Origin of the sequence: Pseudoalteromonas sp. SR44-8 (genome assembly GCF_014163635.1) — a bacterium.
Taxonomy (GTDB): domain Bacteria; phylum Pseudomonadota; class Gammaproteobacteria; order Enterobacterales; family Alteromonadaceae; genus Pseudoalteromonas; species Pseudoalteromonas rhizosphaerae.
In genome coordinates this window covers 124,015-137,416 of the sequence record NZ_JACJDS010000007.1, presented here as the reverse complement: position 1 = coordinate 137,416, position 13,402 = coordinate 124,015, and the positions used below count along the sequence as shown (strand labels likewise).

General features: G+C 40.9%; 11 protein-coding genes. 3 read left to right on the top strand and 8 right to left on the bottom strand.

Features of this window, described 5'->3' with window-relative positions; translation table 11 throughout:
- Positions 1 to 20: 20 nt before the first annotated feature.
- Complete coding sequence (locus H5183_RS05200; protein ID WP_145237168.1) at positions 21 to 923, bottom strand: DMT family transporter; 903 nt, start codon at positions 921 to 923, stop codon at positions 21 to 23.
- A gap of 387 nt (positions 924 to 1,310) precedes the next feature.
- On the opposite strand from H5183_RS05200, the gene H5183_RS05195 reads away from it, so the two are divergent.
- A complete protein-coding gene (locus H5183_RS05195; protein ID WP_145237171.1) occupies positions 1,311 to 2,510 on the top strand; it encodes an aromatic amino acid transport family protein in 1,200 nt (399 codons plus the stop codon).
- Positions 2,511 to 2,581: 71 nt separating this feature from the next.
- Here H5183_RS05195 and H5183_RS05190 read toward each other — a convergent pair whose 3' ends face one another.
- Entirely contained in the window at positions 2,582 to 5,572 is a 2,991-nt protein-coding gene (locus H5183_RS05190) for an EAL domain-containing protein (RefSeq protein ID WP_145237174.1), read from the bottom strand.
- Between the two features lie 360 nt (positions 5,573 to 5,932).
- On the opposite strand from H5183_RS05190, the gene H5183_RS05185 reads away from it, so the two are divergent.
- Positions 5,933 to 7,090: a chorismate mutase gene (locus H5183_RS05185; RefSeq protein WP_145237178.1), complete on the top strand. Its 1,158-nt coding sequence runs from the start codon at positions 5,933 to 5,935 to the stop codon at positions 7,088 to 7,090.
- 70 nt (positions 7,091 to 7,160) lie between these two features.
- Here the strand turns inward: H5183_RS05185 and tyrA are convergent, their stop codons facing one another.
- The 6 genes from tyrA to ffh form a co-directional block, all read right to left on the bottom strand.
- Positions 7,161 to 8,294, bottom strand: coding sequence for a bifunctional chorismate mutase/prephenate dehydrogenase (gene tyrA, locus H5183_RS05180; RefSeq protein WP_145237181.1), 1,134 nt, complete (start codon positions 8,292 to 8,294; stop codon positions 7,161 to 7,163).
- 404 nt (positions 8,295 to 8,698) lie between these two features.
- A complete protein-coding gene (rplS, locus tag H5183_RS05175; RefSeq protein ID WP_002962189.1) occupies positions 8,699 to 9,058 on the bottom strand; it encodes a 50S ribosomal protein L19 in 360 nt (119 codons plus the stop codon).
- A gap of 33 nt (positions 9,059 to 9,091) precedes the next feature.
- On the bottom strand, positions 9,092 to 9,859 hold the full coding sequence (gene trmD, locus H5183_RS05170) for a tRNA (guanosine(37)-N1)-methyltransferase TrmD (RefSeq protein WP_145237185.1): 768 nt from the start codon (positions 9,857 to 9,859) through the stop codon (positions 9,092 to 9,094).
- A complete protein-coding gene (gene rimM, locus H5183_RS05165) occupies positions 9,859 to 10,395 on the bottom strand; it encodes a ribosome maturation factor RimM (RefSeq protein WP_145237188.1) in 537 nt (178 codons plus the stop codon). Before rimM ends, trmD begins: the two co-directional genes overlap by 1 nt.
- Positions 10,396 to 10,412: 17 nt before the next feature.
- Positions 10,413 to 10,661, bottom strand: coding sequence for a 30S ribosomal protein S16 (rpsP, locus tag H5183_RS05160; protein WP_145237191.1), 249 nt, complete (start codon positions 10,659 to 10,661; stop codon positions 10,413 to 10,415).
- Positions 10,662 to 10,922: 261 nt separating this feature from the next.
- Positions 10,923 to 12,302 (bottom strand): signal recognition particle protein, encoded by a 1,380-nt coding sequence (gene ffh / locus H5183_RS05155; RefSeq protein WP_145237194.1) that lies wholly within the window; start codon positions 12,300 to 12,302, stop codon positions 10,923 to 10,925.
- Positions 12,303 to 12,575: 273 nt separating this feature from the next.
- Here ffh and H5183_RS05150 point away from each other — a divergent pair, with 273 nt between their 5' ends.
- Positions 12,576 to 13,382, top strand: coding sequence for an inner membrane protein YpjD (locus H5183_RS05150; protein WP_145237197.1), 807 nt, complete (start codon positions 12,576 to 12,578; stop codon positions 13,380 to 13,382).
- Positions 13,383 to 13,402: the final 20 nt, after the last annotated feature.

The following is a 13,402-nucleotide window of genomic DNA, read 5'->3' as shown; positions in this document are numbered from 1 at the left end:
TAGCTACATGACGACTGTTGTTAAGGGTTAAGCTTTTTAAACGTGGCTCTTTTTTTCAACCAACCATCACCAAACTGAAACACCGCTAAGCTCAGTAATATGATGGCAGCGCCAATAAGTAATTGTTGATCAATTGCTTCATTATTTAACCAGCCCCCTAAGCCAATCGCAAAGCTTGGTGTGATCAAGGTGGTTAGCGCCACGGTACTAGCTGGTAATTTTTGTAACACATGAAAATAAGCAAGCGAACCAACCAATGAGCCAAACACGCCCAAATACACAATTGACCACAGTGATTTTACTGTCCACGTACTCGTATTGAGCTCACCATCGAACAACCACCAAGTAATAAAAAATAAGGGCGTAACAAATACTAATGCACCAAATGTGGTCGCCATTGGATGAATAGCAATTTTTATTCGCTTGATCATCACCCCACTTAAACTAAAAAAGCACACAGCCATAAATACGTAAGCTAAACCCTGCATTTGCATCAATGAGCCTTGCATGTGTTTTTCACTTACCAAAAATAACCCCAATAGCGCAAATGCTAACGCAATTAGTTTAACAACGCTGAATTTTGGCTCGTTGAGTAATCGCTGTGCTAATAAACCAGATAAAATTGGTGCCAGACCAAACATTAATGATATCAGCCCTGATGGAACTGTTTTAGCTGCCATATAACTCAACAGCATGCCACCATATATGCCGATACTCGAATAACCATACAAAAAACACGCACGACGGTGCCAAGGGACACGAATATTAGCAATCGCCACAACTAATGCAGCCAGCACTAATCCTATCGACATCCGTAACAATACCGCGAGCGTTGGTGTAACAGACTCACTGCTCCAAACAATTCCCAAAGGCGTTGTTGACCAAATTAAGACCATTAAAAAATATGATGCTTTAACGCTCACAAGCGGATCCTTTTAGCAAAGTGGCGATAACAAAGAGGGAGGAGATACAGCACTAACCGCTTTGAAATCGCGGTTAGTAAAAAACAACTTAACCGCAGCGCAGCAATGGGCGCACAACTGATAGATTCAGCCATGGGCGCATGGTTAGGGCTCGGTTAACTTGTTGCATGTAAATAGTATTCTTAATAATAAATTGAATTTATAGAAATAGCAGAACTGGTTAATAAGTCAACTGCTAGAGGGGTTTTTATACCAAAAACTGACTTCACAATGATGGCTTGTAAATCATAAGTTACATTTAATTTCTTTGATTTGTAACAAAACTATTTAAGTTTGTGCCAACTAGTTATATCTTGCCTGCCTCTCACGATGTTTTAGGGGCAAAAAGTGCTTAAAAATAAAACAATAGGCAGCATGTTAATTGTTGCAGGTACCACTATCGGCGCAGGGATGTTGGCGCTACCAATCGCTTCTGCGGGACTTGGCTTTACAACCGCATTAGCATTAATTATTTCAATATGGGCGTTAATGACTTATACCGCATTATTAATGCTCGAATTACATCAACATGCTGATCGCGATGCGACGCTAAATACGTTAGCAAAATCATGGTTAGGTAAACGCGGCCAATATCTGGCTAATTTTTCGGTGATGTTTTTATTCTATGCGCTTTGCTCAGCTTACATTGCAGGTGGTGGTGCGCAACTACAAGAAAAAATAAATAACGGCTTTAGCCTCGATATTGCTCCGCAAGTAGGTTCAATCATTCTAGCGATTGTAATAGGCACAGTTGTTACCTTAGGCACCAGTAAGGTCGATAAGCTAAACCGAGTGTTATTTAGCATCAAAATTGTGGTACTGGCGAGCTTATTTTATATGTTAACCCCGTATGTTCATGGCCAACATTTACTCGAAATGCCCATTGAACAAGGCCTTATTTTATCAGCTATTCCTGTGGTATTTACCTCTTTTGGTTTTCATGGTTCGATCCCATCGATCGTTAAATATGTTGGTTTAGATATTAAAACCTTACGCCGTGTCATGATTGCCGGAGCAGCTTTACCGCTGGTTATTTACATTTTTTGGCAGTTGATCAGCCAAGGTATGATGAGTCAAGCTGAATTACTAAAAAGCTCTGGCTTACCAGGCTTTGTGGCAAGTATTGCCAGTATCGCTAATAACGCAGCTGTTGCCACTGCAGTTAACCTATTTGCAGACTTAGCACTGGCAACCTCATTTTTAGGGGTGAGCCTAGGATTATTTGATTTCTTTGCTGATGCCTTTAAAAAAGGAGATGGTAATAAAGATCGGATAAAAACAGCCCTCATTACTTTTATCCCGCCATTAGGATTTGCATTGTTTTACCCACAAGGTTTTATTATGGCGCTTGGCTATGCAGCTATCGCTTTAGTCGTACTAGCAGTGTTTTTACCCGTAGCAATGGTTTATAAGCAGCGTAGCAGCGATAAAGGCGGCTATACAGTGCGTGGTGGTAATTTTGGTCTGGCAGTAGCGGCGCTTTGCGGCGTGCTTATTATCAGCGCCCAAGGGCTGCAGATGGCAGGTTTAATCCCCGCGATAGGTTAATGCAAAAAGGCACCTAAATGGTGCCTTTTGGTATTTTAACTAACTTGAGTTAGATTAAACATGTGTTTAACTCAATCATCAAGCTTTGCAAATAGCTTTGGCAAATCTTGCTCTGCTATAGGCGGGCTGTAGTAATAACCTTGCACTATAAAGCAGTTATTGTTTTGTAAAAACTCCACTTGCTCTATAGTCTCAACGCCTTCGGCTACCACATTCAATTTTAGCTTTTGTGCCATCGCTATAATTGCCGCAGTGATCTCCATGTCATTTGGATCATCCGGTATATCTTTAACAAACGAGCGATCAACTTTTAAAATATCAACCGGAAAACGTTTTAAGTAGCTCAATGACGAATAACCCGTGCCAAAGTCATCTATCGATATTGACACCCCAAGCGCTTTTAACTGATGTAATTGCGAAATTGCCGCTTCCACATTCCCCATTAGCATGCTTTCGGTTAATTCCAGGTGTAACTGCTTAGCCGGCACCTTGGTTTTCTTAATAATCGATGCCAACAACGGCACTAACTTAGCATCTTTAAACTGACGAGCAGAGAGGTTAATCGAAATATTATTTTCTCGCCCTTGCGCTGCTAATCTTGCTGCAAATTCACACGCTTCTTGTAGCACCCAAGCACCTAACTCAACTATTAAACCTGTTGCCTCAGCTATTGGGATAAACTTGGTAGGCGGGATCATCCCTTCAGTTGGGTGGAACCAGCGGATCAAGGCTTCATAACCGACCACATGCTGCGTGCGACTATCAACTTGTGGTTGATAAAAAATCACAAATTGCCGAGCTTTGATTGCTAAGCGCAGTTCATTTTCAATAAACAACCGCTCATTCGCAGCGGCATCAAGTTCTTGACTATAAAAGTGATAAGTATTGCGCCCTTTAGCTTTGGCCTCATACATAGCTAAATCAGCGTGTTTTAATAACTGGTCTTCTTCTTGGCTATCATATGGTGCCATTGTGATGCCAATACTAGCACTAATAATGACCTCGTTATTGCCAAGCATAATTGGCACATTCAATGTTTTTTGAATAGTGTTAGCGACATCCATTGCATGCTCTTGACGCTCAATACCACTAAGTAAAACTGCAAACTCATCGCCACCTAAACGGGCAATTGTATCTTCCGCACGCAGTCGTTTTTTCAAACGGTTAGCAACTTCAACTAATAGCTGATCACCGGCATCATGACCAAGTGTGTCGTTAATACGCTTAAACTCATCTAAATCAAAATAGAATAAAGCAAACGCATAATGGCCACGCTCTGCAAGCGCCATTGACTTACGTAATTGCATTCTAAAGAAAGTACGGTTAGCCAGCCCTGTTAAGGTGTCGAAATAAGCCAATTGCTCCATTTTTCGCTGGCTTTCTTTAACAAACGAAATATCCTGTGCTGAGGCAACATAACTGGTGATGCTGCCACCGTCTTCGCGAATTGGTGAGATACTGAGCGATACCCAGATTGGCTTTTTATCTAAACCTTGGATCAAAGTATCGCCACGCCAATAATTTCGGCTGCGTAAATCGATATCAATGTCATCAACCAAAATAGCCATTTCTTTGGCGATAATGCTTAATAGCGGTGACTGCATAAAATGGTTTTCTTCAAACCCAGTCATTTCTAACATTTTTGGATTGACGTATTCAATCACGAAGTTTTGATCGGTGATCACTACCCCTGTGCCTGAGAAAGCAACTGCTTTAGATAATCGGTTAGCGGCTTTTTCGGCAATTTCTTTTTCTGTAATACGCTGATTCAGACCATCAATAAGCTTACGAATTTCAATCGCCATATCGCGAAAAGAACCATTTAAAGTACCAATTTCATCTTTGTTTTCTTTTGGAAATTCAATTTGTAAGTGCCCTTTGCCAAAACTGGTTACCGCATAAACTAAAGAATGAATACGGCGTAAAACGAGTTGGTAAAGTGCTTGATGTAATAACAGTGCGACTAAAATGGCATATAAAATAAACAATCCAAAAAACTTCACCTTTAGCTCTTCAAGCGCTGAAAGTGCTGATGAACGTTTTTTGTAAATACCAATATACCAGTCTAAATTATCAACTTTACGAATATTAATGATGTGCGTTTCACCATCTTGTACAAAAGAGTCTGCGTATTCTGGTAAATGCATTTTGATAGTTTGATTGATCAGCTCTTGTAGATCGCCATTAACAAAATCATGAGTACGTAATGGTTTGCCTGCTTTACCGTAGGTTTCGTAAAGGTTTTTATTCAGATCAGGATGAGCAAGTAATTGCCCTTGGCTATCAAAAACAAATAAGTGCTGCTCCTTGTCACCGATCGGTAATTGCGAAATAAGCGTATCGAGTGCTAAATCGCTGCCAGTAACACCTAAAAATTCATTTTCAAGATAAACTGGCACCAGTAAACTCACCACCCATTTATGCCAAATTTTATCGTAGTAAACTTTAGACCACACAGCCGAACGGGTTGGATTAAGCGCTTCTTTAGCGTAATTAAAACTTTGATTATCAATAAACTGATGAGAGCCTGGAACATTCAGAGCCCAATTAGGTGGCGCAATACGGATAAAATTATCTTTGGTGATTAAATAAAAGTTAAAGAAATCTTGGATCAAGGTAGGCGCTACGATTTTCCATAACGATTCAGAATCATTAATGAGTTTTTTATAAAAAGGTGAGTACTTATCTTGTGGCATAAAAGCCGCAGATAAACCATCATCAGAGGCGCTGCGAATACTGCCATCGGGGTCAAAGCTGAGCTGCGCACTTTGGCTACTGAGCAATTGCGAGGAATTATAGAATAATTGGCTAGAGACGACGTTATTCGCTTGCTCCGCAATATTAATTTTGGTTTTCACCAGAGTATTAAACTGACGGATCAGACGTTCGCTGGAATGCTTGAGAACTTCATGTTCTTCAAATACCAATTGTTTTTCTTCTGATTTTAGCATCAACACCGCCGCACAGATCCCAGCAATTAAACAAATTGCCGAAATTAACAGCGAAAGCTTCATACTCAACGAATTTACACCAAAGCGTGATGGTGGGCGTCTATACACCACAGGACAACCTTATTTTTAATAATTATTTTTATTTAAATTCACCTAAATAAATATACCAGATCCCTATTTAGATTTATAAATTTTTCGTTGAAATTACTGAAAAAATCCCATATCAAAAATAAACTATCCTTTGGCGGCGATAAAACCCGCTAGAGTGTTGACTTTATAGCCCACTCTCCATACATTAAGAGTATGAATATAATATTTTCGCAATTACATTTTTCGTTTTTTAGCTTCTTTAGATAGAAGAGGCTTACCTGTTTGCGAGATTAAATCAACCGAATAGCAAAGCCTCCCAATTGGGAGGCTTTTTTGTTTTTATTACCCAAAAGGTAATTTTTTGGAATGAGGAACCCAAAAATGACTAATGATGTACTTAATTCACTTAGACACGATATCAATGAAATTGATTCTGACCTATTAGTGCTATTAGCAAAACGTCGCCGTATTAGCCACGGCGTTGTAGAATATAAGATTGCTAATAATAAACCGATACGTGATGAGGCCCGTGAACTTGCCTTGTTAGAGAAACTCATCGGTTATGGTAAGTCTCTTGGTTTGGACGCTTATTATGTGAATAACGTTTTCCAAACAATTTTAGAAGATTCAGTACTTAATCAACAAGCCATGTTACAGAAGAACTTAAACCCAGATGCTATGAGTGAAACACACCGTGTTGCTTATTTAGGTGGTCAGGGTTCATACAGCCAACTTGCTTGTCATAAATATTTTAGCCGTCGCCCAGGTAAACTTGTTGAAATGGGCTGCTCTAGCTTTGAGCAGATCACTGGTAAAGTTGAAAATGGTCAAGCAGATTTTGGCTTATTACCCATTGAAAACACCAGCTCAGGCAGTATTAACGAAGTGTTTGATTTACTGCAACACGCACAAGTCTCCATCGTTGGTGAAGTAACCCACAGTGTTGAACATTGTTTACTGGTCACACCGGGTACTGAGCTTAGTCAGATCAGTAAGATTTTTGCTCACCCGCAACCATTCGCTCAATGTAGTCGCTTTTTACAAGGCTTAGGTGATATTCAACATGAAACCTGCGATTCAACCTCAAGCGCTCTGCAATTAGCATTAGATACCCCTAATAGCGCAGCAATTGGTTCAGCTCAAGCGGGTAAAAATGTGGGTTTAGAAGTAATTAAATCAGGCCTTGCGAATCAACGTGAAAATCATAGCCGTTTTATTGTGGTTGCCCGTAAGCCTCTTTATGTATCAAAACAGATCCCGACTAAAACCAGTTTAATTATGGCAACCAAGCAACAAGCAGGTTCTTTGGCTGATGCATTGATGATTTTCAAAGAACACAATATCAACTTAGTAAAACTAGAATCACGCCCAGTCCCAGGCAACCCGTGGGAAGAAGTATTTTATGTGGATTTAGAAGCAAACCTGGTTGATAACCATGTTAAACAAGCCTTAGAAGAGCTAAAAGAGCACACCCAATATGTACGCGTACTGGGCTGTTACCAAAGTGAATCGCTGCAAGCTGTGAATATAGAAAGTTAAGCGCTAAGTAAAATATAAAAAAGGGCTAAAATTAGCCCTTTTTCATTATCTACTTTTCACACAGCGGTTATCAATCAAGTACTTTCGCATCATTGGCTTTGTTTAACAGGCTGCGACTTTGCGTTAAGAAATGCGCAGTAGCATCTGAAAAATATGCTTTTGCATCCGCAAATGAATCAATTAAAGCGGCCTTATCACCCGCTTTTAATTTGGCCAAGGTACTTGCAAACGTGTCTTGGTATTGTGCAAGTAATGGCTCTACGTTATCAAATTGCGCTAGCATGATGTCAGAATAAAGCTCTGGTGATTGTGCGAATAAGCGCCCTACCATCATCAACTCTAATTGGTAAATCGGTGACGAACAACTGCGGAGCTCTTCGAGGGTATGACCTTGTTTTGCTAAAAACTGGCCGTATACAAAAGTGGTTAAATGGCGCATAACCTGAATAATTTGCATAGCTTCATCGTGCTTTTGCGCATCGAGTTCAACAAGTTGACAGCCCCACACTTGCAGTTGCGATAATAAACCTTGGGCAATCTCATGGTTACGGCCTTCGCAAACCACCACTGTTTGCTTTACCCAATGAGAAATATCAGGACCAAACATTGGATGTAAACCGACTACAGGACCGCTATGCACTGCTTTTAATACTTTTAACGGTGCTTGCTTAACTGAAGTAATATCAACTAATAAACAATCATCATCGAGCTTAGGTAAGGCAGTGACCACTGTTTCTAAGGCATTAATTGGCACACTGATCATCACCAGTTTTGCACCCGCTAATATTTCTTGCGCGTTACTTTGCTGTTCTTTGTCGAGTATTCTAACTTCATACCCTGAGCGGATAAATTGCTGAGCAAACAATTGCCCCATAGCGCCTTGACCACCAACAATCACAATAGGTGATAACTGTGGCGCGCTACATGCTAATTTAGCCTGTTGATTTTGGTAAGCTTCGCGCATCATACGGCGTAGGATATCTTCCACCAATTCAGGATTAACACCTTGGTTAATCGCTTCTTGGCGACGAGCAGCTAATAAAGTAGCTTCACGATCAGGCGCATGCAGTGGCGCACCCGTTTGTTGTTTGATTGCGCCGATCTGCTCGGTAATACTATTACGTCTAGCTAGCAGTGCAACCAACTGGGCATCACATTCATCGATCCCCTCTCTTAACTTATCTAACTCTTTTATATCCGCCACGCGACTACCACCTTAGAAACTGCAATTTCGTACATTTAAATTTACATAAAAGTAAACTAATCAATACGATAAATACTAACAGGATCGCTTAGTTGTTAAAAGGCTAAATAAGCAAAAGAATGAGGGTTTAAGCTTTAAGCGTTAAGCCATATGCTTTAAGGATGACTGAGTTATATTCGATGTAATGAGTAGTACTTGTTAGGATATTGCTTGTGGACTTAGCTGAGCTCTAATCAAGTTATGGTGATCACTTTAACGTTGAGCGATCTTAATCTTTTAACTTTACCCTCACTAGCCTTCTAATTCGATAACTTTACCCTAATTAACTTACTATCTCTAAAAACCAAAACGGGTTGCAGCCCGAAGGTTGCAACCCGTTTTTTTGCGTTGATAAACAGCGCGTATTAGTTAAGTTTTTCTCTAATACGTGCAGATTTACCAGAACGCTCACGTAGATAGTAAAGTTTCGCACGGCGAACTGCACCGCGACGCTTAACTGCTACGCTATCGATAAGAGGGCTGTGCGTTTGGAATACACGCTCAACACCTTCACCGTTCGAAATTTTACGAACTGTGAATGCTGAGTGAAGACCACGGTTACGCTTAGCGATTACAACACCTTCAAAGGCCTGTAGACGCTCTTTAGCACCTTCTTTTACTTTTACCTGTACAACCACTGTATCACCAGGGCCAAATGCAGGTACGTCTGTTTTAAGCTGCTCATCTTCAAGCGCTTTAATAATATTTTGGTTTACTTTTGCCATTATGTTTCTCACTTTCCTAGGTGTAACTGTCTTCTAGCCACAAGCTTTTTGGTACTCTTGCTGAAATTTCGCGAGTAATACCGCTTGCTCCTCAGTCAGAGCTAGGTTATGCAACAAGTCAGGACGGCGTAACCAAGTTCTGCCTAATGACTGCATCAGCCGCCATTTTGCTATCTCTTGGTGGTTTCCGCTGAGTAATACAGCAGGCACCTGTTTGTCGTCCAATGTTTCTGGCCGTGTATAGTGAGGACAATCCAGCAAGCCATCCGAAAATGAGTCTTGCTCTGCTGACTGGTTGTGTCCTAATACGCCCGGCACTAATCGCGCTACTGCGTCAATTAATGTCATGGCTGGTAGTTCACCACCACTCAAAATAAAATCACCAATTGACCATTCTTCGTCAACGTATGATTCTATTATTCTCTCGTCTATACCTTCATAGCGACCGGCAATTAAAATCAGTTTTTTAGAGCTTGCGAGTTCGCTTGCCCCTTGCTGATCTAATTTGCGCCCTTGCGGGGACATATAAATTACTTTTGCACCATCGCCTGCCGCCTGTTTGGCGTCAAGAATGGCTTGCTTTAGTGGTTCAACCATCATTAACATACCTGGACCGCCCCCGTAAGGACGATCATCCACGGTCCTATGCTTATCAATAGCATAATCTCGTGGGTTCCAGCAGTTAAAGTCGATCAGACCATTTTTTACTGCTCGACCAGTTACACCTTGCGTTGTAATGGCATCAAACATGTCCGGGAAAAGGCTGATAACCCCTACCCACAACGAACTCGTTTGACTCATTAAAAGCCAGGATCCCAGTCTACTGTAATTTCTTTTACATCGTGCTTAATCTCTTTGATAACTGAATCAGTTAAAAACGGAATTAAACGCTCTGCTTGGCCAAATGCATCTTTATTGTTTGCTTTCACAACCAATACGTCATTTGAGCCTGTCTCCATCAGGTCATCAACTATGCCTAAGTCATAACCTTTATCGGTTACAACAGACATGCCAATGAGATCTCGCCAATAGAACTCACCTTGCGGGAGTTCTGGTAATTGCGCTGCATCCATTGAGATTTCTGCATGGGTATAAGCCATTGCTTCGTCTCGATCGTTTACTTGCGCAAATTTAGCGATAAAGCCTTTGTTGTGGCGACGCCAGTCGACCACTTCTAAGGTCTGCCATTTACCTTGCTGCCCTATCAACCACGGGCTGAAATCGAAGATCCCTATGGGATCATCAGTAAATGAATGTACCTTAAGCCAGCCCTTTATACCATATGGGGCACCGAGCTTTCCTACGACAATTATTGATGAGGTGTTCTCTTGACTCATGGTTACACTTACGCCTATTAAGCCGCTTTACGAGCGTCTTTAACTAACTTATTTACGCGATCTGAAAGAGATGCGCCCTGACCTACCCAGTGTTCTACACGAGATAAATCTAAACGTACTTTTTCTTCTTGACCACTAGCAATTGGGTTAAAAAAGCCTACTTTCTCGATGAAGCGACCGTCACGCGAGAAACGGCTATCCGCAACCACAATTTGATAGAAAGGGCGTTTTTTAGCGCCACCACGTTGCAAACGAATAGTTACCATACCGTCCTCTAAATAGATTGACTGTTTTCATTAATAAGATTTACTCCCCAGTATGGGGAGCTGGGGAATTGTACGAGTTTTTAGCAACAATGCAAGTAAGAAGTGACTCGAAATGACTGTTAAGTTGATTAAACTATGATCTACGCGTTAAATCAGGCTATATAGAACTTTCAACGCATAATTTATCTACAAAAAAAGAGGCTATTTGCCTCTCTTTTTAGTTAACTGATTAGCTACATCTGCATGGCGTCAGTTAAAACATTAAAATTTAGGGCCACCGCCACCCATCATTCCTGGTGGTAACATGCCTTTCATGCCGCGCATCATTTTCATCATGCCGCCTTTACCTTTCATTTTTTTCATCATTTTTTGCATCTGCGTAAACTGTTTTAACAGCTTATTGATCTCTTGTACTTGCGTACCAGAGCCCGCTGCAATACGCTTTTTACGAGAGCCTTTAATGATCTCTGGACGTGCACGCTCTTTTTTCGTCATTGAGCTGATGATCGCTTCCATCTGAATAAAGGTTTTATCACCCATCTGACCTTTCACTGCATCAGGCAGGTTTTGCATACCAGGTAATTTATCAAGCATTGACATCATGCCGCCCATGCTTTTCATTTGCTTTAATTGATCAGCAAAATCATCAAGAGTAAATCCATCACCTTTAAATACTTTTTCAGCAACTTTTGCAGCTTGCTCTTTATCGACTTTCATTTCGACTTCTTCGATCAATGAAAGTACATCCCCCATACCAAGTATACGCGATGCGATACGATCTGGATGGAAAGGCTCAAGCGCATCAGTGCGCTCACCAACACCCATAAACTTAATAGGTTTGCCGGTAATATGACGGATTGATAGTGCAGCACCACCGCGCGCATCACCATCAGTCTTGGTTAGTATCACACCGGTCAGAGGTAATGCTTCATCAAACGCTTTGGCAGTATTGGCAGCATCTTGACCTGTCATGGCATCAACCACAAACAAGGTTTCGATTGGGTTAATAGCATGATGAAGATTTTTAATCTCGTCCATCATGTCATTATCAACATGCAAACGACCTGCGGTATCAACTAATACAACATCGATAAATTTCTTTTTCGCATGAGAAATAGCAGCCTTTGCAATATCAACCGGCTGTTGTGAAATATCACTTGGGAAAAACTCAACACCTACTTCATCGGCCAGTGTTTCCAACTGTTTAATAGCCGCAGGACGATAAACGTCGGCACTGACTACTAATACTGATTTCTTTTTACGTTCTTTTAAAAATTTGGCAAGCTTAGCAACACTGGTCGTTTTACCCGCACCTTGCAGACCCGCCATCATTACAACGGCTGGCGGTTGTGCGTTTAGGCTCAACTCTTCGTTTGCTTCACCCATGGCTTTTTCAAGCTCTTCGCGAACGATTTTAATGAACACTTGCCCAGGACTTAGGCTCTTAGTTACTTCAATACCTACCGCGCGCTCTTTAACTTGTTTAACAAACTCACGAACAACGGGTAAAGCGACGTCGGCTTCTAAAAAAGCCATACGCACTTCGCGTAGTGTATCTTTTATATTGTCTTCAGTAAGGCGTCCACGGCCGCTGATATTCTTTAAGGTTTTACCTAATCGTTCTTGGAGGTTCTCAAACATGTAAAGGTTCCGATCAAACGTGATATACCAATTTCCCAAACAACGTTATTGCCGCAAGTTTAGCACTTACTATTAATAGCGCTGATTTCATATAATCAGTATTAATAAAATTTTAATTAAAAACAGTATACCGTAAATGGTGGCGCACAATACAGTGTTCAAGTGGGCTGTTTGAGTTTCTTTTTACAAACTCTATGCATTTGCCTCACTATAAAATACAATGCCCTTACTCTAACAAGGAATATTTGACTCAAATTGAGTGGCCCAAGCACTATGCTGATTATTAGTTTAACTATTATTGCCAGTTTATTTTATATCTTCGCGACGTCTCACGTGCTGTCTCGGTTATTTCACCAACAAGGTCCGAGCCAAAAGCTGACGGTTATCCTCAGCACGGTGGCAATTTTAGCGCACATGTTATTACTGGTGAATTCAGTGTTTCGCGCCGATGGCCAAGATTTAAGTATTGTTAATGTATCACTATTAACCTGCTGGGTGATTGTGGTCTCTGTCACTACGGTGTCATTAAAATTCCCTGCCACATTATTACTACCTGTTGTCTATGGCTTTGCTGCTTTGCTAACAATTGCCAGCTTATTTATCCCGCATCATATTTTATTGCAAAGTATTGATGTTGAAATAGGTTTAGTCACTCATATTTCGCTTTCCCTGCTTGCATACTGTGTGTTAATTATTGCCACTTTATATGGCGTACAGTTTTACTTTATTGATAAACGTTTAAAACGAAAAGACTTAGCGATTGTGCATAGCCATTTACCGCCATTAATGGTGGTTGAACGCCAACTCTATCACTTATTAACGCTAGGCACGGTTTTGTTAACCTTAGCGTTATTATCTGGTTTTATTTTTCTTGATGGCATGTTTGCTAGTGAATTTATTCATAAAACTGTTTTATCATTAATTGCTTGGGCTATGTTTGCAACGGTGACAATTGGTCACTTAAAGCAAGGCTGGCGTGGGAAACCGGTCGTACTAGCTATCATGGCTGCTGCTTTTGTTTTAACGCTGGCTTATTTTGGCAGTCGTTTTGTGCAAGAGGTGATCCTGAATAAGTTTTAACTTGACTCAGGCAGCTCACT

Coding starts and splice junctions, on each gene's coding strand:
- H5183_RS05185 (WP_145237178.1), top strand. CDS start 5,933: ATGACTAATGATGTACTTAATTCACTTAGACACGATATCAATGAAATT.
- rplS (WP_002962189.1), bottom strand. CDS start 9,058: ATGGCAAAAGTAAACCAAAATATTATTAAAGCGCTTGAAGATGAGCAG.
- trmD (WP_145237185.1), bottom strand. CDS start 9,859: ATGAGTCAAACGAGTTCGTTGTGGGTAGGGGTTATCAGCCTTTTCCCG.
- rimM (WP_145237188.1), bottom strand. CDS start 10,395: ATGAGTCAAGAGAACACCTCATCAATAATTGTCGTAGGAAAGCTCGGT.
- rpsP (WP_145237191.1), bottom strand. CDS start 10,661: ATGGTAACTATTCGTTTGCAACGTGGTGGCGCTAAAAAACGCCCTTTC.
- ffh (WP_145237194.1), bottom strand. CDS start 12,302: ATGTTTGAGAACCTCCAAGAACGATTAGGTAAAACCTTAAAGAATATC.
- H5183_RS05150 (WP_145237197.1), top strand. CDS start 12,576: ATGCTGATTATTAGTTTAACTATTATTGCCAGTTTATTTTATATCTTC.